The organism is Nocardioides sp. P5_E3 (assembly GCF_054049275.1).
Genome location: NZ_JBFUMR010000013.1, coordinates 1 through 20,831 on the forward strand (window position 1 = coordinate 1; position 20,831 = coordinate 20,831).

20 protein-coding genes are annotated in these 20,831 nt (G+C 72.0%); 6 read left to right on the forward strand and 14 right to left on the reverse strand.

Going from position 1 to position 20,831, the window contains the following annotated elements:
- From ACXJKB_RS09990 to ACXJKB_RS10030, 9 genes are all read right to left on the reverse strand, one after another.
- Positions 1-1,396, reverse strand: a 1,396-nt coding sequence (locus ACXJKB_RS09990; protein ID WP_457187876.1) for a DEAD/DEAH box helicase, incomplete at its 3' end; no start/stop codon positions are given.
- 199 nt (positions 1,397-1,595) lie between these two features.
- Complete coding sequence (locus ACXJKB_RS09995; protein ID WP_457187878.1) at positions 1,596-2,630, reverse strand: LacI family DNA-binding transcriptional regulator; 1,035 nt, start codon at positions 2,628-2,630, stop codon at positions 1,596-1,598.
- Positions 2,631-2,640: 10 nt separating this feature from the next.
- Positions 2,641-4,113, reverse strand: coding sequence for a GH1 family beta-glucosidase (locus ACXJKB_RS10000; RefSeq protein ID WP_457187880.1), 1,473 nt, complete (start codon positions 4,111-4,113; stop codon positions 2,641-2,643).
- On the reverse strand, positions 4,110-4,928 hold the full coding sequence (locus ACXJKB_RS10005) for a carbohydrate ABC transporter permease (protein WP_457187882.1): 819 nt from the start codon (positions 4,926-4,928) through the stop codon (positions 4,110-4,112). Before ACXJKB_RS10005 ends, ACXJKB_RS10000 begins: the two co-directional genes overlap by 4 nt.
- Complete coding sequence (locus ACXJKB_RS10010) at positions 4,925-5,929, reverse strand: carbohydrate ABC transporter permease (RefSeq protein WP_457187884.1); 1,005 nt, start codon at positions 5,927-5,929, stop codon at positions 4,925-4,927. Before ACXJKB_RS10010 ends, ACXJKB_RS10005 begins: the two co-directional genes overlap by 4 nt.
- A 34-nt stretch (positions 5,930-5,963) precedes the next feature.
- Entirely contained in the window at positions 5,964-7,244 is a 1,281-nt protein-coding gene (locus ACXJKB_RS10015) for an ABC transporter substrate-binding protein (protein WP_457187887.1), read from the reverse strand.
- Positions 7,245-7,425: 181 nt separating this feature from the next.
- Positions 7,426-8,874 (reverse strand): flavin-containing monooxygenase, encoded by a 1,449-nt coding sequence (locus tag ACXJKB_RS10020; protein ID WP_457187889.1) that lies wholly within the window; start codon positions 8,872-8,874, stop codon positions 7,426-7,428.
- Positions 8,875-8,906: 32 nt separating this feature from the next.
- Positions 8,907-9,641, reverse strand: coding sequence for a glutamine amidotransferase (locus ACXJKB_RS10025; RefSeq protein ID WP_457187891.1), 735 nt, complete (start codon positions 9,639-9,641; stop codon positions 8,907-8,909).
- On the reverse strand, positions 9,638-10,786 hold the full coding sequence (locus tag ACXJKB_RS10030; protein WP_457187893.1) for a CaiB/BaiF CoA transferase family protein: 1,149 nt from the start codon (positions 10,784-10,786) through the stop codon (positions 9,638-9,640). Before ACXJKB_RS10030 ends, ACXJKB_RS10025 begins: the two co-directional genes overlap by 4 nt.
- A gap of 110 nt (positions 10,787-10,896) precedes the next feature.
- Between ACXJKB_RS10030 and ACXJKB_RS10035 the strand changes: the two genes are divergently transcribed.
- The 5 genes from ACXJKB_RS10035 to ACXJKB_RS10055 all read left to right on the forward strand — a co-directional run bounded on the left by ACXJKB_RS10035 (position 10,897) and on the right by ACXJKB_RS10055 (position 16,645).
- Positions 10,897-11,433 carry a PadR family transcriptional regulator gene (locus ACXJKB_RS10035; protein ID WP_457187895.1) on the forward strand — a complete coding sequence of 179 codons (537 nt, stop codon included), beginning with the start codon at positions 10,897-10,899 and terminating at the stop codon, positions 11,431-11,433.
- 1 nt (position 11,434) lies between these two features.
- Positions 11,435-13,447, forward strand: a complete 2,013-nt coding sequence (locus ACXJKB_RS10040; RefSeq protein ID WP_457187897.1) for an NADPH-dependent 2,4-dienoyl-CoA reductase — start codon at positions 11,435-11,437, stop codon at positions 13,445-13,447.
- Positions 13,448-13,526: 79 nt separating this feature from the next.
- Positions 13,527-15,224, forward strand: coding sequence for a long-chain-fatty-acid--CoA ligase (locus tag ACXJKB_RS10045; protein WP_457187899.1), 1,698 nt, complete (start codon positions 13,527-13,529; stop codon positions 15,222-15,224).
- Positions 15,225-15,261: 37 nt separating this feature from the next.
- A complete protein-coding gene (gene ddaH, locus ACXJKB_RS10050) occupies positions 15,262-16,026 on the forward strand; it encodes a dimethylargininase (protein ID WP_457187901.1) in 765 nt (254 codons plus the stop codon).
- A 97-nt stretch (positions 16,027-16,123) separates the two neighbouring features.
- Entirely contained in the window at positions 16,124-16,645 is a 522-nt protein-coding gene (locus ACXJKB_RS10055) for a nucleotidyltransferase domain-containing protein (RefSeq protein WP_457187903.1), read from the forward strand.
- Positions 16,646-16,765: 120 nt separating this feature from the next.
- Here ACXJKB_RS10055 and ACXJKB_RS10060 read toward each other — a convergent pair whose 3' ends face one another.
- The 4 genes from ACXJKB_RS10060 to ACXJKB_RS10075 form a co-directional block, all read right to left on the reverse strand.
- Positions 16,766-17,335, reverse strand: coding sequence for a hypothetical protein (locus ACXJKB_RS10060; RefSeq protein WP_457187905.1), 570 nt, complete (start codon positions 17,333-17,335; stop codon positions 16,766-16,768).
- A 343-nt stretch (positions 17,336-17,678) separates the two neighbouring features.
- Positions 17,679-18,164: an SRPBCC family protein gene (locus tag ACXJKB_RS10065; protein WP_457187907.1), complete on the reverse strand. Its 486-nt coding sequence runs from the start codon at positions 18,162-18,164 to the stop codon at positions 17,679-17,681.
- 47 nt (positions 18,165-18,211) lie between these two features.
- The gene (locus tag ACXJKB_RS10070) at positions 18,212-18,550 is read right to left on the reverse strand and encodes an ArsR/SmtB family transcription factor (RefSeq protein ID WP_457187909.1); all 339 of its coding nucleotides are present in this window, start codon (positions 18,548-18,550) and stop codon (positions 18,212-18,214) included.
- A complete protein-coding gene (locus ACXJKB_RS10075) occupies positions 18,547-19,005 on the reverse strand; it encodes an SRPBCC domain-containing protein (RefSeq protein ID WP_457187911.1) in 459 nt (152 codons plus the stop codon). The genes ACXJKB_RS10070 and ACXJKB_RS10075 overlap by 4 nt, the downstream gene beginning before the upstream one ends.
- A gap of 128 nt (positions 19,006-19,133) precedes the next feature.
- On the opposite strand from ACXJKB_RS10075, the gene ACXJKB_RS10080 reads away from it, so the two are divergent.
- A complete protein-coding gene (locus ACXJKB_RS10080) occupies positions 19,134-19,934 on the forward strand; it encodes an alpha/beta fold hydrolase (RefSeq protein ID WP_457187913.1) in 801 nt (266 codons plus the stop codon).
- On the opposite strand, the gene ACXJKB_RS10085 is transcribed toward ACXJKB_RS10080, so the two are convergent.
- Positions 19,931-20,779 carry a fumarylacetoacetate hydrolase family protein gene (locus tag ACXJKB_RS10085; protein ID WP_457187915.1) on the reverse strand — a complete coding sequence of 283 codons (849 nt, stop codon included), beginning with the start codon at positions 20,777-20,779 and terminating at the stop codon, positions 19,931-19,933. The two genes, ACXJKB_RS10080 and ACXJKB_RS10085, sit on opposite strands and share 4 nt — an antisense overlap.
- Positions 20,780-20,831: the final 52 nt, after the last annotated feature.

The following is a 20,831-nucleotide window of genomic DNA, read 5'->3' on the forward strand; positions in this document are numbered from 1 at the left end:
GAGCCGCCCTGGAGCCGCCCTGGCCGCCGCCCTGGCCGCCGCCGGAGCGACGACGCTGGCCGCCGCCGGTGGACGAGCCGCTGGGGGTCTCGCTGGTGTAGCTGGTCGGGTTGCCGCGCCGCGACTGGCCGTTGGTCTGGCCCTGGCTGCGAGCCCGCTTGCGCTGGGCGTTGGCGCCGGTCGAACGACCGCCGCCGCCCGAGGTGGGCACCTCGACGACGAGGCCACCGGGGGTGCTGCGCTCACCGGGGGCGAGCTGGACGAGCATCGCGTGACCCGGGCCGCTGACCTTGGTGGTGGTCGGCTTGATGCCGGCCTGACGGGTCAGGTCGCGCACGTCGCGCTGCTGCTCGTCGGTCATCAGGGTGATCACGGTGCCTTCGGCGCCGGCGCGGGCCGTACGACCGGAGCGGTGCAGGTATGCCTTGTGCTCGGTCGGCGGGTCGGCGTGGATCACCAGGGCCACGTCGTCGACGTGGATGCCGCGAGCGGCGATGTCGGTCGCGACCAGCGTCGTGGCCTTGCCGGAGTGGAACATCTCCATGTTGCGCGTGCGCGCGTTCTGGCTGAGGTTGCCGTGGAGGTCGACCGAGGGTACGCCGCTCTTGTTGAGCTGGCGGGCCAGCGCCTTGGCGCCGTGCTTGGTGCGGGTGAAGACCACCGTGCGACCGGGCGCGCTCGTCAGGTCTACGAGCACCGGCACGCGCTGGTCACGCGAGACGTGCAGCACGTGGTGCGACATCGTGGAGACCGGCGACTGCGCCGAGTCGGCCTCGTGGGTGACCGCGTTGGTCAGGAACCGCTTGACCAGGACGTCGATCGCCTTGTCGAGTGTGGCGGAGAAGAGCATCCGCTGGCCGGACTGCGGGGTCTTGTCCATGATGCGCCGCACACCGGGCAGGAAGCCCAGGTCAGCCATGTGGTCGGCCTCGTCGAGGATGGTGATCTCGACCGCGGACAGGTCGGCGTAGCCCTGGCCCATGAGGTCCTCGAGCCGGCCCGGGCAGGCGAGGACGATGTCGACGCCCTTCTTGAGCGCGGTGACCTGCGGGTTCTGGCCGACGCCGCCGTAGACGACGACGGTCGACAGGCCGGCGGCCTTGGCCAGCGGCAGGAGGGCGGCGTGGATCTGGCCGACCAGCTCGCGGGTCGGCGCAAGGATCAGCGCGCGCGGCTTGCGCGGCATGGCCGGGAGCTTCGACGCGTCGAGGCGGGCGACCAGCGGGAGGAGGAAGGCGTACGTCTTGCCGGAGCCGGTGCGGCCACGGCCGAGGACGTCACGGCCGGCGAGGCTGTCGGGCAGCGTCGCGGCCTGGATCGGAGTGGGAGTGGTGATGCCCTGCTGCTCGAGGATCTGGACGAGCGAGGACGGTACGCCGAGGTCGGCGAAGGTCATGTGACTGCTTTCGGTTGGCGTCTCGCCACCGTGAGCCGCGCTGGTCGTTCTGCGATTGCGCGGCATACGTGCCTCAGTTGTGAGGGAGGGTTCCCCGGAGGGAACCTGCGTCCGGGGCAAGACCGGCCGGACGTCTGTGGGCACAACGCTAGTGGGACTGGTGGTGTTCCCGCGAATCGATTGCCGTGTGAGTCGTGACTCAGGCGCTGGCGCGCCGGATCAGCGTCGGCGGGATGATCACCCGCATCGGGCGACTGGAGCCGGGCTCGTCGACGCGCTCGAGGAGCAGCCGGGTCGCGCGCTCGGCCATCTCGTCGACCGGCTGCCGGACGGTGGTCAGGGCCGGCGAGGTGCGCTCGGCGACGCCCAGGTCGTCGAAGCCGACGACGGCGATGTCGTCGGGCACACGGCGACCGAGCTCGGCGAGGACCTTCAGTGCGCCGGCGGCCATCAGGTCGGAGGCGACCACGAGGCCGTCGATGTCGGGGTGGCGCTCCATGAGCGCCCGGGCCGCGGCCTCGCCGCTGGCCTCGGTGAAGTCGCCGTGCTCGACCGCGTCGGCGGCCAGCCCGGCCGTCGACATCGCCTGGCGCCAGCCGGCGATCCGGTCCTCGGAGGCCGTCATGTCGGCAGGCCCGGCGATGGTGCCGATCCGCGTGCAGCCGCGGGCGATCAGGGCCTCGGTCGCCTCGCGCTCGCCCGCCACGTTGTCGACGTCGACGTAGGCCACCCGGTCGCCGCCGGTCCAGGGACGACCGCCGAAGACGCAGGGCAGGCCGATGTCGGCGAGGTGCTCGGCGAGCCGGTCGTCGCGGTGGTGGGAGACGACCAGGGCGCCGTCGACGTGGCGGTTGGTCAGGTAGCGCAGGGTGCGTGCCGTCGACGCGCCGGGGCGGGCCAGCAGCAGCACCAGCTGGATGTCGCGCTCGCCCAGCACCCGGGTCACGCCGCGCAGCGTGCCGGCGAAGAACGGGTCGGAGAAGACGCGGTCGTCGGGCTCGGGGACGACCACGGCGATCGAGTCCGTACGCCGCGTGACCAGGCTGCGCGCCGCCGGGTTGGGGACGTAGCCCAGGGTGCGCACCGCCGTGTCGACGGCCGACTGGGCGCGCGCGCTGACGCGCTGGCCGCCGTTGATGGCACGGGACGCCGTGGCGCGCGAGACGCCTGCGACCCGGGCCACCTCGTCGAGGGTGGGCTGACCCGCGCTCACAGGGCTGCGCGGGGTGGTCACTCGCGCCACGCTAGTGGTCCACGGCTGGTGGCGCGGGCAGGGTCCCGGTGCGGGCGAGCTCGGCGTACCAGTGGGCGCTCGACTTCGGCGTACGCCGCTGCGTCGCGTAGTCGACGTGGACGAGCCCGAAGCGCTTGGCGTAGCCGAAGGCCCACTCGAAGTTGTCGTAGAACGACCACTGGAAGAACCCGCGGACGTCGACGCCCTCGTCGATCGCCCGGTGCACCGCACGCAGGTAGGAGTCGAGGAACGCGATCCGGTCGGGGTCGTGCACCTGTCCGTGCTCGTCGAGCCGGTCGTCGAAGGCCGCGCCGGTCTCGGTGAGGTAGATCGGCAGGTGCGGGTAGTCGTCGTGGAGCCGGCGCAGCAACCGGTGGAGGCCGTCGGGCTGGATCTCCCACCCCATGGCGGTCAGCGGCAGCCCGCGGCTGGGGAAGGTGACGTGCTCGGAGCCGGGGAACGGCGAGAGCGCGACCCGGGCGGGGTGGTCGGCGCCGATGCCGACGACGTCCGTGCGCGGGTGACCCGAGACCTCGTTGCCGTGGTAGTAGTTCACGCCCAGCACGTCGATCGGGGCCGAGATGACGTCCAGGTCGCCGTCGCGCACCACGTCGAGCCAGGGCCGGTCCTGCCACGTCCGGTCGGCGGTGTCCTCGAGCACGTCGACGGGGTAGGCGCCGCGGAAGATCGGGTCGAGGAAGAACCGGTTGTGCATCCCGTCGATCCGGCGGGCGGCGTCGACGTCGACCGGGTCGCCTCCGTCGCTCGGGTCGGGCACCGTGAGGTTGAGGCTCAGCCCGAGCCGGTCGGCGCCGCGGCTGCGCAGCTCCTGCGTCGCGAGGCCGTGCGCGAGCAGCAGGTGGTGACCGGCGACGAGACCGGCGGCCCCCTCCTGGCGACCCGGCGCGTGGTGGCCCGCGGAGTAGCCGAGGAAGGCCGAGCACCACGGCTCGTTGAGGGTGGTCCACGTCGGCACCCGGTCGCCGAGCGCCTCGTGCACCGAGACGGCGTACTCGACGAACCGGTGGACGGTGTCGCGGTTGGTCCAGCCGCCGGCGTCCTCGAGCACCTGCGGCAGGTCCCAGTGGTAGAGCGTCAGCCACGGCGCGATCCCGTGGCCGAGCAGCTCGTCGACGAGCCGGTCGTAGAACGCGAGCCCGGCTGCGTTGACCGGTCCGGCGTCGGGGCGCACGCGCGGCCACGCCACGGAGAAGCGGTACGACGTCGCGCCGAGGTCGGCGAGCAGGGCCACGTCGGACGGCATCCGGTGGTAGTGCTCGCAGGCCACGTCGCCGGTGTCGTCGTTGAGCACGGCACCGGGGATGCGGGAGAACGTGTCCCAGATCGACGGCGTACGTCCGTCCTCGGCGACGGCGCCCTCGATCTGGTAGGACGCGGTCGCCATCCCCCACACGAAGTCGTGCGCGAAGTGCGCTCGGGGCGTCGACTCGACGGTGGCGGCGGGCGTGGTGTGGGTGGTCATCCCTTGACGGCTCCTTGCATGATGCCGGACACGAGCTGGCGGCCGGCGACGACGAACAGGACGAGGAGCGGGATGGTGGCCAGGGTGGTCCCGGCGAGGACCAGGCTGAAGTCCTTGAAGTACCCGCTCTGCAGCTGGTTGAGCGCCACCTGGATGGTGGGGTTGTCGGGCGGCAGCGCGATGAGCGGCCAGAAGAAGTCGGTCCACACCTGCATGAAGGTGAACAGCCACAGGATCGCCGCAGCGGGCCGCGCGGCGGGGACGGCGACGGTCCAGAACACGCGGATCTGCGAGCACCCGTCCATCCGCGCGGCCTCGATGAGCTCGTCCGGCACGGCGTCGACGAGGTACTGGCGCATGAAGAACACGCCGAACGCCGTCACGAGCCACGGGATCATGACCGAGAAGGTGCTGCCCGCCCAGCCCAGCTTGGACATGAGGATGAAGAGCGGGACCACTCCGAGCTGGGTGGGCACGGCCATCGTGGCGATGACGAAGACCAGCAGCGGCCCTCGGCCACGGAACCTCAGCTTGGCGAAGGCGTAGCCGGCCAGCGTGCAGAAGAACACCACCGAGCAGGCGGTCACCGTCGAGACGAGGAGGCTGTTGCCCAGGGCCTTCCAGAAGGGGATGGAGTCCATCGCGCGCTGGGCGTTGGCCATGAAGTGGCCACCCGGCAGGAGCGGTGGGATGCCCTGGGCCGCGACCTCCTTGGTCTGCGAGCCCAGCAGGAAGGACCAGTAGAGGGGGGCGGCCGAGCCGAACGCGAAGGCGATCAGCAGGCCGTAGGCGAGGAACCCGGGCCGGCGGCTCATCGCTTCCCCCCGAGCACGCCCACTCGCCGCAGGAGCACGAAGTTGAGGACGGCGAAGGCGCAGATCACCAGGAAGAGCAACCAGGCGGTGGCCGACGCTCGCCCGAGGTCTCGCAGCTGCCAGCCGAAGTCGTAGATCAGCATGGTGATCGTGCCGAACTGGCGGTCACTTCCGCCGTTGCGCGCATTGGTGTCGTCGAAGAGGCGGGGCTCGGCGAAGATCTGCAGCCCACCGATGGTCGAGGTGACGATGACGAAGATCATCGTGGGACGGATCATCGGCACCGTGATGGAGACGAGCTGGCGGATCCGGCCGGCACCGTCGATGGCCGCCGACTCGTAGAGCTCGCGCGGGACCGCCTGCATCGCGGCGAGGAAGATCAGCGCGTTGTAGCCGGTCCAGCGCCAGTTGACCATCGTCGCGATCGCGACGTGGCTGGCCCACCGGTTGGTGTGCCAGGCGACGGGGTCGATGCCCACCAGGCCGAGGACCTCGTTGACGAGGCCGTAGCGGTCGCCGTAGAGGCTGCCGAAGATGATCGCGACGGCGACCGGCGAGACCACGAACGGCAGCAGGACGCTCATCCGCCACGCCGTGCGTGCCCGGAGCTGGTTGTCGAGCAGCGCGGCGACGACGAGGGCGATGAGGATCTGGGGCACCGAGGAGATGAGGAAGATGCTGATCGTGTTGACCAGCTGCTTGGTGAAGTAGGGGTTGGCCAGCACCTCGCGGAAGTTGTCGAGGCCGACGTAGTCGCCCTTGCCGCCGAGCAGGCTCCAGTCGTGCACCGACACCCATGCCGTGTAGGCCAGCGGGAACATGCCGACCACGAGGAACAGCACGAAGAACGGCGCGACGTAGAGGTAGGGCGAGAACCGGTGGTCCATCCGGCTCAGCCGCTGCCGCCACTGCGGGGCCTCGCGTCGGCCGGCTGGGGCGGCCGGCCGGGGCGGCGACACCTGCTCGGTGTCGCCACCCCGCGTGGGGAGGTGAGTGGTCACGTCGCGCCGTTCGGTCGTGGGGTGCCCGGGCCCGTCAGCCCAGCGACTCGACGTCGGTCAGGAACTGGTCCCACGACTGCTCGGGGTCCTGCGAGCCGTCGTCCACGCGGAGGATCGCCGCCTGGAAGGCCTGCAGGATGTCGGAGTACTTGGGACCCTTGTAGGGCTGGACGGTGACCGCCTTGGCGCGCTCGGCGAGGATCTCACCGGTGGGCGCGTCGTTGAAGAACGCGTTGGTGGCCCCGGTGACCTCGGTGGACTCGAGCGCGTCCACCTGGCTGGGGAAGGTCCCCTTGGCGGCGAACGCCTTGACCTGTTGCTCCGGCGCGGTCAGCCAGGCGGCGACCTCCTTGGCCTCCTCGGTGTTCTCGCCCTGCGAGGGCACGGTCAGGAACGAGCCGCCCCAGTTGCCGCCGCCTCCGGGGAAGACGTTGGCGAAGTCCCAGCCCTCGACGCCCTCGGCGTTGCCCTCGACCACGCCGAGCATCCAGCCCGGGCAGGCCATCGTGGCGAAGCCGTCGTTCTGGAAGGACGCGGTCCAGTCGTCGCCCCACTGGGGAAGCGTGGTGGACAGGCCCTTCTCGATGTTGCCGGTGACGGTGTCGTAGACGGCCTCGAGCTCGGGGTTCTCCACGTCGACGGTGTTGTCGTCGGTCTCGAAGGGGTTCGCCACCTGGTTGAGCATCGCCTGGGCGAGGCCGCCCGAGGAGTCGTACCAGGCGGTGTCCGGCACCTTCTTGACGAAGTCCTCACCAGTGGCGAAGTAGTCGTCCCACGTGCCCATCAGCCCCGCGACCTCCTCGCGGTCGGTGGGGAGGCCCGCCTTCTTGAACAGGTCGGAGCGGTAGCAGATGCCCTCGGGGCCGATGTCGGTGGCGTAGCCGATCATCTGGCCGTCGGCGTTGGTGGCCTTCGTGGATACCCAGTCCAGCCAGCGGCCCTCGACCTCGGTGTCGGAGAGGTCGGTGAACGCATCGCTCTCGGCCAGGATCGCAGGCATCGCGTCACCCTCGATGGCCTCGATGTCGGACAGCCCCGAGCCGGCCGCGAGCTTGGTGTAGAGGTTGGCCTTGGCGTCGTCCCAGGTGCCGACCTTCACCTGCTTGATCTTGATGTCGTCGTTGGCGGCGTTCCACTCGTCGATGAGGTCCTCGTAGCCGAACTCGTTGAAGGTCGCCACGCTGATCGTGGTCGTGCCGTCCGCACTCGCGCCGTCGTCGTCACCGCCGCCGCACGCGGCCGCGGTCGTCGCAAGGGTGAGCGCCATCAGCGCGCTCGAGGCGAGTCGGAATCGCCGGGTCTTCGATGTCTGCACCACTGCACTCCTGCCGTCCTGGGCCGCCGGACTAGCTGCCCGGCTGGAAGGTGGACGTGAGCGGTGTGAGAGCGCTTCCACTTCCGTCCGGCTGCAACTATGACGGCGGTCACATCCACCTGTCAACGGTCGCGGCACATGGCGTCCCAGAAATGTGGGAGCGCTTCCACAATTGTCCCGCTCACGACCAGCGCAGCACCCCGTCGTCGAGGCGCGCCCGCCGGATCGTCCGCGCGTCGTGGAGGTAGTTCTGCCTGAGCGACCACGGGGCCTGCGTGCCCTGCCGGGGCAGCGTGTGGACCACCCGCTGCACGTAGCCGGCGTCGAAGTCCATCAGCGGCACCTCCTCGACGTCCGGGTCGCGAACCGGGACGACCGACCGGGTGCCGGTCGACCGCAACCGCTCGAGCAGCCGCACGACGTACTCCCCGACGAGGTCGGCCTTGAGCGTCCACGAGGCGTTCGTGTAGCCGWTGGTGAAGGCGAAGTTGGGCACGCCCGAGAGCATCATCGCGCGGTAGGCCATGGTCCGGCTCGGCTCGACCGGCTCGCCGTCCACACTGAGCTCGGCGCCGCCGAACACCTGCAGGTTGAGGCCGGTCGCGGTGACGACGACGTCGGCCTCGAGCCGCTCCCCCGACTCCAGCTCGAGGCCGGTCTCGGTGAAGGTGGCGATGCGGCCGGTGACCACGTCCGCCCGGCCGTCACTGATGGCGCGGAACAGGTCGCCGTCCGGCACCAGGCACATCCGCTGGTCCCACGGGTCGTAGCTCGGGTTGAAGTGGGTGTCGACGGCGTAGCCGGGCGGGAGCTGGGCGACGTTGGTCCTGCGGACGAGGCGGCGCACGAGGTCCGGGCGCTTCCGGCTCACGCGGTAGAGCGCGGACTGCAGCGCGATGTTCTTCCACCGCGTCGCGACGAACGACCGCTCCTCGCCGACGAGCCGCGTCAGCCGCCCCGTCACCGCGTCCCTGGCCGGCACCGAGAGGACGTACGTCGGTGAGCGCTGCAGCATCGTGACGTGCGCGGCGCCGCCCGCGGCGAGGGCGGGCACGAGGGTGACGGCGGTCGCGCCGGAGCCGATGACGACGACGCGCTTCCCCGTGGCGTCGAGGTCGTCGGGCCAGTGCTGCGGGTGGACCACTTGGCCGCCGAAGCGTTCCTGGCCCTCGAAGTGCGGCGTGTAGCCCGCGTCGTAGTCGTAGTAGCCGCTGCACGCCCACAGGAAGTCGGCGGTCGTCGTGCGCCGCTCCCCGCCGACCTCGGAGGTCACCGTCCACCGCGCGGCGCTCGAGTCCCAGTCGGCCGCGACGACGCGGTGGCCGTAGCGGACGTGGCGGTCCACGCCGTACTCGCGCGCCGTGTCGCGGAGGTAGTCGAGGATCGAGGCGCCGTCGGCGAGGGCGGTGTCGCCGCGCCAGGGCCGGAACCGGTAGCCCAGCGTGTGCATGTCGGAGTCGGAGCGCACGCCCGGGTAGCGGAACAGGTCCCACGTCCCGCCGCTGACCTCGCGCCGCTCCAGGACGGCGTACGATGTCGCGGGCAGGTCCTTGGCGAGGTGGGCCGCGGCGCCGATGCCCGACAGGCCGGCTCCGATGATCAGCACGTCGACGTGCTCGGCAGTCGTCACGCGACAAGCGTAACCGTGAGTTACGAGAGTCCTCAGGTCCGCGCGTACAGCTCCACGAACCGCGCCAGCAGGCGCACCGGCTCGGTCACCATCGCCTCGCGGGCGGCGGCCTTGAGGTGCTCCTGCTCGTGCGGCTCGTAGTAGCCGTGGGCGCTGTAGGCGTCGATCCGGTCGCAGATCGCGACGGCGTCGAGCTCGGGGTGGAACTGGGTGGCGTAGACGTTGCGGCCGATCCGGAAGGCGTGGACCGGGCAGGTGTCGGTGGAGGCGAGCAGCACCGCGCCGTCGGGCAGCCGCGCGACCGCCTCCTTGTGACCGAGGTACGCCGTGAACTCCGCCGGCAGCGCGCCGAAGAGCGGGTCGTCCCGGCCCGCGTCGGTGAGTCGCACTGGAAGCGCACCGATGGGCTCGCCGAAGGTCCGGTCGACGACCCCGCCGGGCCGGATGCCGAGCACGCCGATGCCGTAGCAGGCGCCGAGGAACGGGACGTCGGCCGCGACCACCCGTGCCGCGAGGGTGCTGAGGTCGGCCTCGGCCCGGCGCTGGGCCGGCGACTTCGCGTCCTCGGGGTCGGACATGTTGTAGGGCCCGCCGCCGAGGATGATCCCGGACCACTCGTCGAGGTCGACCTCCCCCAGCGGGCCTGCCTCGAGGCGGACGCGCACGAGCTCGTCGGACCGCAGGCCGCAGCCGGCGAGCACGGCGTCGTACTCCTGCTGGGCGACGTCGTCCTCGGCGCGGGTGCCGAGGAAGAGGAAGGGCCTCACGCCTGCACCGCGGCCCCGCCTGCGATCAGTCCGTCGACGTCCTCGATGCCCCAGGCGGTGAGCGCCGCCCGGGTGTGCTCCCCCGGCAGCGCTGGCCCGCTGCTGATGGTGGACGCGGTCCGCGAGAAGCGCGGCGCGGGCGCCGGCTGGGTGACGCCGTCGCGCTCGACGAAGGTGCCACGCGCCGCGAGGTGCGGATGGGCGGGCGCCTCGGCGAGGGGTACGACGGGCGCGACACACGCGTCCGTGCCGTCGAAGACCTCGGCCCACTCGGCCTGCGTCCGCTCCTTGAACCGCCTGATCAGGGTTCCGCGGATGGTGGCGTGGTTGGCAGGGTCGTCGCGGTCGGGCAGCTCGACGCCGATGCGCTCGACGAGCGCGGCCCAGAACTGCGGCTCGAGCGCCGCGACGCTCACGTGCCGGCCGTCGGCGGTCTCGTAGACGTCGTACCAGGGCGTGCCGCCGTCGAGCAGTCCCGAGCGGCGCGTGCCGGTGTCGAGGCCGAGGGCGGCGAAGGTCGACGCCATCGCGTTGAGGTGGGCCGTGCCGTCCACGATCGCGGCGTCGACGACCTGGCCCCGACCGCTCGTGCGCGCCTCGAGGAGCGCGGCGAGGATGCCGATGACGAGGTACGTCGAGCCACCGCCGAAGTCGCCGAGCAGGTTGCCCGGGAAGTGCGGCCGGTCGCGGTCCTGGCCGAGGCCGTGGAGCGCGCCGGTGATCCCGATGTAGTTCATGTCGTGGCCCGCGGCCTGGCTCCACGGCCCGTCCTGGCCCCAGCCCGTCATCCGGCCGACGACCAGCCGTTCGTTGCGGGCGTGGCAGGCGTCCGGCCCGAGCCCGAGCCGCTCCATCGCGCCCGGGCGCATCCCCTCGACGAGCACGTCGGCCCGCTCGACGAGGTCGAGCACGGCCTCGATCGCCTCCGGCCGCTTGAGGTCGAGCGCGACGCTCGGCCGGCCGCGGTTGAGCACGTCGGCCCGCCCGCTGGCGAACATCCCGCCGCCCGGCCGGTCGATCCGCACCACGTCGGCACCGAGGTCGGCCAGCAGCATGCACGCGTGCGGCCCGGGCCCGATGCCCGCCACCTCGACCACCCGCACGCCCCGCAGCGGCCCGGTCCCCTGCCCCAGCTCGTACGTCATGCGCCGATCATGACACCGCCGCTGTCAGGGTCGCGACGGTCGTCTCGCGGCCAGCAAGTGACCCCGGGATGGGCTTGCAACTCGTTGCATAGGTCGGGCACCATGGCCGCATGGCCCTCGAGCACGCCCTCCTCGTCGCGCTCAGCGAGCGCCCGGCGAGCGGGCTCGAGCTGACCCGGCGGTTCGAGAAGTCGCTGGGGTTCTTCTGGCACGCCACCCACCAGCAGATCTACCGCGTGCTGGCGCGGATGGAGGCCGACGGCTGGGTGGGCGTCGAGGTCGTCGAGCAGGAGGGCCGGCCCGACAAGCGGGTCCACACGCCGTCGACCGAGGGGCGGCGGGTGCTGGCCGAGTGGCTGGCCACGCCGATGCCGATGGAGACGTTCCGGAGCGAGCTGGCGGTCAAGCTGCGCGGGGCGTCGTACGGCGACCGCGCCGCGCTGGCCGCCAACCTCCTGGACGCCCGGGCCGACCACGCCACCCGGCTCGCGCACTACGAGGGGCTCGAGCGCGAGCAGTTCCCCGACCCGGCCGCCCTCGACGGGACCGGGCTCGACCAGTGGCTGGTGCTCCGCGGCGGCATCCGCCTCGAACGCTTCTGGATCGACTGGATCACCGACTACCTGCACGCCCACGCGAAGGACTGACATGACGCACCCTCTCTACCCCCACCTGCTCGAGCCGATCACCCTCGGCGACGGGCCGGACGCGCTGACGCTCCGCAACCGCGTCGTCATGGGCTCGATGCACACCGGGCTCGAGGACCACCCGTGGGACATCGACAAGCTCGCAGCGTTCTTCGAGGAGCGGGCGCGCGGGGGTGTCGGCCTGATCATCACCGGCGGCTACGCGCCGACCAAGCGTGGCTGGCTCAAGCCGTTCGCCTCCGAGATGACCAACCGCCTCCACGCGAAGCGGCACGAGCGGATCACCGGCGCCGTCCACGACGCGGGCGGCGCGATCGCTCTGCAGGTCCTGCACGCCGGCCGCTACGGCTACCACCCGCTGTCGCAGAGCGCGTCGGACAAGAAGTCGCCGATCACGCCGTTCAAGCCGAGCGCCATGTCGACCAAGGAGGTCGACCACACCGCGACCGCCTTCGCCAGGAGCGTCGCGCTCGCGAAGAAGGCCGGCTACGACGCCGTCGAGATCATGGGCTCCGAGGGCTACCTCATCAACCAGTTCCTCGCCGCCCGCACCAACGACCGCGACGACCAGTGGGGCGGGTCGGCCGCGCGCCGCATGCACTTCCCCGTCGAGGTCGTACGACGAACGCGTGAGCTGGTCGGCGACGACTTCCCGATCGTCTATCGGATCTCCCTGCTCGACCTGGTCGAGGGCGGCCAGACCTGGGAGGAGACCGCCGAGCTCGCCCTGCACCTGCAGGCCGCGGGCATCACGGTCTTCAACACCGGCATCGGCTGGCACGAGGCGCGCGTCCCGACGATCATCACGCAGGTCCCGCGCGGCGCCTGGCGGTCGTACACGGCCCGGCTCAAGCAGGTCGTCGACGTCCCGGTCTGCGCCTCGAACCGGATCAACACCCCCGAGCTCGCCGAGGACATCCTGGCCGCCGGCGAGGCCGACCTCGTCTCTATGGCGCGACCGCTGCTGGCCGACGCGGCCTTCGTCGCGAAGGCGATGGACGAGCGCGCCGACGAGATCAACACCTGCATCGCCTGCAACCAGGCCTGCCTCGACCACGTCTTCAGCAACGAGCGCGCCTCCTGCCTGGTCAACCCGCGCGCCTGCCACGAGACCGAGCTGGTGCTCATGCCGACACTGCGCAAGCAGACCGTGGCCGTCGTCGGCGCCGGACCGGCCGGCCTGGCCGCGGCCGTCAGCGCAGCCGAGCGCGGCTTCGCCGTGACCCTCTTCGAGAAGTCGCCCGAGCTCGGCGGCCAGTTCCGCCTGGCGATGGCGGTCCCCGGCAAGGAGGACTTCGCCGACACCCTGCGCTACTTCACCCGTCGCCTCGAGGTCCTCGGTGTCGACGTACGCCGCTCGACGGAGGCCGCCGCCGACGACCTCGCCGGTTTCGACCAGGTGATCGTCTCGACCGGCGTCACCCCGCGGCTCCCGGAGATCGCCGGCATCGACCACCCGAGCGTGGCGTCGTACGCCGACGTGCTGAGCGGCGCGGTCGTCCCGGGCAAGCGGGTCGCGGTGATCGGCGCGGGTGGCATCGGCGTCGACGTGAGCGTCTTCCTCACGCACGAGGAGGAGGACCTCGACGACTGGATGGCCCACTGGGGCGTCGGCGACCCGTCGCTGACCGCGGGCGGGCTGACCGAGGCCAAGCCGCGCACGCCCGCGCGCGAGGTGACGCTGGTGCAGCGAAAGACCACCCCGATCGGCATCGGGCTCGGCAAGACGTCCGGCTGGGCGCACCGCGCGGTGCTCAAGCAGTCGCGGGTGACCCTGGTCAGCGGGGCGACGTACGACCGCATCGACGACGCGGGCCTCCACGTCACCGTCGACGGCGCCACGCGCGTGATCGAGGCCGACACGATCGTCGTGTGCGCCGGCCAGGACTCCGTGCGCGACCTCTACGACGGCCTCGGCCGGGAGGCGCACCTCATCGGAGGCGCCGACGTGGCCGCCGAGCTCGACGCCAAGCGGGCGATCAAGCAGGGCACGGAGGTCGTCGCGGGGCTGTGAGGCCTCCGGCCCGGGCGGAGCCGCACCCGCTCCGAGCGATACGTTGGGAGCGTCGCGGCCCCCTCCCGCGACGATGGACGTGAGGAACACCGTGCCGGCTCAGCAGCCCCCGTGGGCAGACTCCTACGCCCCGGGCGTGCCCCTGCACCTCGACTACGGCGACACCACGGTGCTCGACCTGTGGGACGACGCAGTGCGCCACCACGGCGATCGCCCCGCGGTCGACTTCCTGGGCCGGGTGTCGACGTACGCCGAGGTCGACGAGGAGGTACGCCGCGTGGCGGGCGGCCTGCACGCGCTCGGCGTAGGTCCCGGCGACAACGTCGCCCTGGTGATGCCCAACTGCCCGCAGAACGTCATCGCCTTCTTCGCGGTGCTGCGCCTCGGCGCCGCCGTCGTCGAGCACAACCCGCTCTACACCGCGGCGGAGCTGCGTCGCCCGTTCGTCGACCACGGCGCCCGGGTCGCCATCGTGTGGGACAAGGTCGTGCCGGTCGTCGAGGAGCTCGTCGCCGGCTCGGCCCTCGAGCACGTGGTCGCCGTCGACATGACCACCCGGCTCCCGTGGCGCAAGCGGCTGGCGCTCCGCCTGCCGATCGCGAAGGCGCGCACGGCCCGGGAGCAGCTGACAGCACCGGCGCCCCAGGTCATGCAGTGGGCCGACCTGGCCTCCGCCGCTCCGCTGGACGACTCGCACCCGCGACCGCACCGCGACGACGTCGCGCTCCTGCTCTACACCTCCGGCACGACCGGCGTGCCGAAGGGCGTGCCGCTGCTGCACCGCAACCTCGTCGCCAACGTGATGCAGGGTCGCGCCTGGGTGCCGGGACTGAAGGAGGGCGAGGAGTCCTTCCTGGTGGCGCTGCCGCTGTTCCATGCCTACGGCGTGACGGTGAGCGTGCTGCTCGGCGTGGCCCTCGCCGCCAAGCTGGTGCTGCTGCCCAAGCCCGAGATCGGCCTGATCATGGACGCCGTCGCCCGCGAGGTGCCGAGCTTCGTGCCGGCGGTGCCGCCGCTCTACCAGCGCATCGTCGACGAGTCGCAGCGCCGCAACGTCTCGATCAAGGGCATCCGCTACGGCCTGTCGGGTGCGATGCCCCTGCCCGCTGCGCTCGTCGAGCGCTGGGAGGCCGTCACGGGCGGGCTGCTCGTGGAGGGCTACGGCCTCACCGAGACGTCGCCGGTGATCGTCGGCAACCCGATGACCGGCGCGCGCCGCCCGGGTGCGATCGGGGTGCCGTTCCCCGACGTGGAGATCCGGATCGCGAACCCGGACGACCTCGACAGCGCAGTGCCGCAGGGCGAGCGCGGTGAGCTGCTGGTGCGGGGTCCGCAGGTCTTCGCGGGCTATCGCGGCCTGCCGGACGAGACGGCGGCAGCGTTCCACGACGGGTGGTTCCGCACGGGCGACGTGGTGACCATGTCGCCCGACGGGTTCCTGACGATCGTGGACCGGATCAAGGAGGTCATCATCACCGGCGGGTTCAACGTCTACCCCTCCGAGGTGGAGGCCGTGCTCCGCACGCACGCCGGGGTGGTGGACGTGGCGGTCGTCGGCCTGCCTCACGAGGACGGTGGCGAGGAGGTCGTCGCCGCCGTCGTGCTCGTGGAGGGCGTACCGGTGCAGCCGGACGAGCTCCGGGCGCACACGCGGCAGGACCTCACGCCCTACAAGGTGCCGCGCCGGGTGGTGTTCGTCGAGGAGCTGCCGACCAACCCGATGGGCAAGGTCCTGCGGCGCGAGGTCGTCGCCCTGCTGCAGGACCCGCGCGACTGACGTCGCCTGCCCCGGGCGGGGCTGGGAGGATCGGCGGGTGAACCGTCGCGCCCTCGTCCGCCGCCCCAGCCCCCGCCTCGCCGAAGACCTGCTGACCCACCTCGACCGTGTCCCGGTCGACGTCGCCCTCGCGCAGCGCCAGTGGGAGGCGTACGTCGCCGCGCTGCAGGCCGAGGACTGGGAGACGATCGAGGTCCCGCCGGCACCGGACTGCCCCGACTCGGTCTTCGTCGAGGACACAGTCGTGATGTACGGCGACCTGGCCGTCCTCACCCGTCCCGGCGCCGACGAGCGCAAGGCCGAGGTCGCCGGTACCGAGCAGACGCTGCGCGCCCTGGGCTTCCGGATCGCCCGCATCGAGTCGCCCGGCACGCTCGACGGCGGTGACGTCCTCAAGCACGACGGCACGGTCTGGGTCGGCCTCGGTGGGCGCACCAACCAGGCCGGCATCGACCAGCTCGCCGCGCACCTCGCACCGCTGGGCGCCTCCGTGGTCGCCGTACCCCTGACCAAGGCGCTGCACCTGAAGTCGGCGGTCACCGCACTGCCCGACGGCACCGTCGTGGGGTGGGAGGAGGTCGTCGACGACCCGTCCGTGTGGGACTCGTTCCTCGGCGTCCCGGAGGAGCCCGGCTCGCACGTGGTGCTGCTCGACGAGGCGACCGTGCTGATGTCGTCCGCGGCGCCCCGGACGCGCGCCCTGTACGAGGATCGGGGGCTGCGGGTGGTCGCCGTCGACGTCACCGAGTACGAGAAGCTCGAGGGCTGCGTCACCTGCCTGTCCGTGCGCCTGCGCGGCTGACGCCCTCCCGGTCCGGACCGGCGGACCGTGCCCTTGCCAGCGCCTCGTGGCGCGGAGGACTCTGGCCGGAGACACGGACCGAGGAAGCGGGACACGGATGGGCGAGCCGTCGCTGGAGCTGACGCCGCAGACGGCTGCGCTCGCCGGCGCCGCCGACGCCCTGGACTCGGCGGGCCTCGAGCACTGGTTCTTCGGCGGGTGGGCCGTGGACCTGTGGGTCGGTCGCCTCACCCGCGCGCACGACGACATCGACGTCCTCGTCCAGCGCGCTGACGAGGCCGCGGTCGACGCAGCGCTCACCGTCGCCGGCTGGGTCCACACGCCTCGCGACGACGACCTGGTCGGCACCGAGTACGCCGGGGACGGGTACGCCCTGCAGCTGACGTTCGTCGAGACCGACGACCAGGGCCGGGTCGTCGTACCGGTGCCGGGACAGTCGATCGTGGTGTCCGCCGGACCGCTCGACCACGCCCGCCGCCCGCTCGGCCACCTCCGGGTCCGCGTGCTGACGCTGGAGAAGATGCTCGAGGGCAAGGGTGTCCCGCGGCCCGACGACGCGGGCGGCGAGAAGGACCGGGCGGACCTCGCCGCGCTCCGCTCCGTCGTCGCGACGAGGTGAGCCGGGACGCTCACCGATCCCGTACGGGCCACGACCGCCGCACGTGTCCGGGATGTTGCCCCCGGACGTCCGAATCGAGGGCCACAACCGCCACACGTGTGGCGATCCGGGCGCCCGGCGTCACAGTTCGTCGTCGTCGAGCCCCATGGCAAGGTCCGACCAGAACGGGACATGGGTCCGGTTCGGGGACTCGTGCCTGGGTGGCACGTGGTGCTCCCGGGCGACGTGGTCGAGGAGGTCGTCGCCATAGAAGATGACGTCGCTGCCGTATACCGAGAACACCGGGCTGGGGACGTACGCAGCACCTGCGACGAGGAACCGATGGCCGTACACCGGGACGAGCGCCGGAACCGATGCCAGGCGAACCCGGGCGAGCAGCTCAGCGGCCTGCGCCTCGTCGGGCCGGAGGCCCCACGACGCTGGCCAGAAGTCGCCCGTACGGACGTGCGACACGATTCCCTCGATCGGCCAGCCGAGCCACCGCCGGAGGGTGGCCTCGTCGCCCCGCCTCCAGTCGGGCCAGCCCTCTCCCACGGGCAGCGCCTCCTGCAGGAAGTCGCGGTGCTCCGGTCCGAACCGGAACTCCAGCCGTTCCTGCACGAGTTCGACCTCGACGTCCGTCAGCCCGTCGTCCAGCGGGATCCTTCGCTCGCGAAGGCGTTGGACGGCGATCATCGCGATGGGGGACACGCGCCGATCCTCCCGCAGCATGCGCCCGCAGGTCGGGATAGCGGCGTACGGGCAACAACCGCCGCACGTGTCCGCGATGTTGCCCCCGGACGTCCCGATCGAGGGCCACAACCGCCACACGTGTGGCGATCCGGGCGCCCGGCACCGACGGGCCGGGTCGTCAGACCCGGCCGCCGGGCAACCCCTGCCGATGTGGTCGGACCACTGTTCACGGATCACGGTCGCCGCGCAGGTCGAGCCTGCGGAGCCCGTCCGCCCCAGGGGTGGGGCGAGGGCTCGAGGCTAGCCCGCGACCGTGGCCGCGTGCACCCGACTTGTGCGGCACGGACCCGTCCCCGTGCCCCTACGCCCGAGACACGGCGTGCTGGCCCACGGCCGCCAGGTCCTCCTCGCGGGTACGCATCGTGCCGCGGCCGGTCAGGATCCTCTGGCGAAGGCTGTCGGTGATGTAGTGCCGCCAGGCGTCGTGGCAGACGTCGAAGCACTGGTCACCCGCCGCGATGCCCTCGTGCGTGAACGTCACCCGCGTCCGGCCGTCGTCGGCGGTGATGTCGAAGCGGGCCGTCGTCCCGATCCACTCGCCCTTGTCGGCGATGAATCCGAGGTGTCCGTCGGTGAACTCCCACACGACGCGCTCGCCGGGGACGAGCTCGGCGGTGCGCTGCTTGGAGTAGTGGAGGTCCGGCACCAGGTAGAACCAGTCGGCTCCCAGCCGGTCGGTGTCGCCGACGATGTTGGTCGCGCCCCACCAGGAGCGGACGTCGATGATGGCCTCGTAGGCCTCCTGCGGCGTCGCGTCCACGGTGAAGGTGTGGGTCAGGTCGTTCATGTCGATCCTTTCGTGTGGGGGCGGAGGGTCCGCGTCCGCCGGAGGATTCAGTCCTCGCGCTCGTTCTGCAGTGACTCGGCGAGGCGCTTGATCCGTCGGAGCCGGCCGTCCCAGGCCGTGCTCACGGCGTCGAGCTGCGCCAGCGCGCGGGCGAACTGCTCCTCGTCGATCCGGTAGTGCCGCTCCCGCCCGGCCGTCTGCCCGTGCACGAGCCCCGCCGTGTCGAGCACAGCCAGGTGCTTCGCGACCGCTTGTCGGCTGACCGGGAGCCGCTCGCTCAACGACGTCGAGGTGGCCGACCCAGCCGCGAGCAGCAGGTCGATGATCCGGCGCCGAGTGGGGTCGCCGATCGCGGACCACAGCGCGTCGTCGACGAGCTGCGTCATGGCCGGACGTCCAGGGCCGCGGCGTGCGTGACGAGGCGCGGCAGGAAGTAGTCCCACCCGTGGACGTGGTCCTCGAAGGTCGCCTGCTCCACGGCGGCGGTCCAGCCGCGCTCGCGGAATCCGGTCTCCCGGAAGCGTACGAGCGTGCCCGTGCCTCGAGGGACGAGCTCGAAGGTGACGAGCAGCGAGTTGCCCTCCACCGCCTCCTCCCCGGCCGGGTGGGTCCAGCGGAAGGAGAAGCGGGTGGGCGGCTGCACGTCCACGACGGTGAACGCCTCGACCTTCCCGCCGTCGGCGTCAGCGAAGAGGATCTCGCCCTCCGATCCGACGACGGTCTCGTAGCGCGCGTCGTCGGACCACCACTGCTTGACGTGGTTCGGGTCGCTCACCACCTCGAAGACGACCGCGGGGGTCGCCTCGACGTACAGCTCTCGCTCGATGGTTCCCAGCTCCATGACAGCCTCCCGCAACTCTTGGTTGCTCATCACCGTACGCGGGCCGCCGCCCACGCGCAACCATCAATTGCGCGACTGGCCGCGAGCGCGAGGCTGGTGGACCTGCTTGCCCGACGTACAGTCCCGGCATGCCCTCCCGCACCTGGCCGACCGGCGCGGCCGTGCTCTCCGCCACCGGCCTCCGGTCCCGTGCCAGGGCCCGCGACGACGCCCGTGACCTCGCCCGCCCCGACGGCCCGCCGACGCCTGTGACGATGTTCGGCGAGCTCGCGGCGCCGCTCGACGCGGCCCGCCTGGTCGCGGCCCTCCCCCGGCTGGCGGCGGCGCCCCGCGGCGACGGCCACCTCGTGGTCGACATCCCCGGCTGGAAGGCCCCCGAGCTCACGGGTGCGCCGCTGCGCGCCTACCTCAACCGGCTCGGGTACGACGCCCGCGGCTGGGGCTTCGGCACCAACACCGGCGACCCGCGCCGCGACGTCGAGCGGCTGTCGAGGCGCGTGCTCGAGCTGGTCGACGAGAAGGGCGAGCCGGCCTCGCTGGTCGGGTGGAGCCTCGGCGGCGTCATCGCCCGGGAGGTGGCGCGACGCCACCCGGACGCCGTACGACGTGTCATCACCTACGGCACGCCAGTGGCCGGCGGGTCCCGCCACACGAGCGTCGCCCGCTCCTCGAACGCCGGGGCCGACGCCCACGCCGACCGCGTCGCCCGCAGGCTCGACGCGTCCTCCCCGATCCGGGTGCCACTCACGGTGCTGTTCTCCCGTCGCGACGGCGTCGTGTCGTGGCAGGCGTGCATCGACCGCGCGACGCCGTCGGCCGAGCACGTCGAGGTGTCGTCGACGCACCTCGGGATGGGGTTCGACCCGGACGTGTGGACGGTCGTGGCCGACCGCCTCGCCCGCCCGTCGGCCGGAGCCGCTCCCGCCTAGGCGTCCACGACCGGGTTGACCAGCAGCCCGATGCCGGGGATGCGGCACTCCGCGACGTCGCCCGCGCGCACGTGGATGGCGCCGGGGGTGCCCGTGGAGATGACGTCGCCGGGGTAGAGCGGCATCACCGCGCTGTGGAACGCCACCAGGAACGCCGGCGAGTAGCGCATGTTGTCCACCGTGTTGGTGCGCGTCCGGTCGCCGTTGACGACCGTGGACACCTCGATGTCGGCGATGTCGGCGAAGCGCTCGCGCACCTCCGCCATCGGCACGATCTGCGGCCCGAAGGAGAAGAAGCCGGGGAAGTTCTTCGAGCGGGTCAGGAAGCGCGGGTTGCGCTGGAGGATGTCCTCGGCCGTCTGGTCGAGGATCGTCGTCACGCCGAAGACGTGGTCGAGCGCGTCCTCCTCGCTGACGTTGCGGCACTCCCGGCCGATGACGAGTCCGAGCTCGCCCTCGGCGGTGGTGCGCTCGCTCTGCGGCGGCACCGGGATGTCGTCGCCGGTGCCGATGATGGTGTGGTCGCCCTTGATGAACGACGCCGGCTCCTCGGGCACGCCCTCGGACAGGTCGGCCGCGTGCTCGACGTAGTTGAGGCCGATCCCCCAGATCTTGCGGGGCCGGCGGTAGGGCGCGGTGAAGCGCACGTCGCCGACGGGCACGAAGCTCGACGCGTCGGCGGCGTCCGCGGCCTTGACCAGGTCGTCGTACGACCCGTCCTCGATGACGGCCAGCACGGACGGGACGTCGCGGTCGGTGAGCGCGCTGACCGGGACGACGCCGCGGTCGGGGTCGACGAGGACGGGCACCTCGGCGCCGGAGTCGAGGATGGTGGCGAGTCGCATGGGTGGCTCCTGTGGCTCGTGCGAAGGGGGGCGTGCGAAGGGGGGCGTGCGA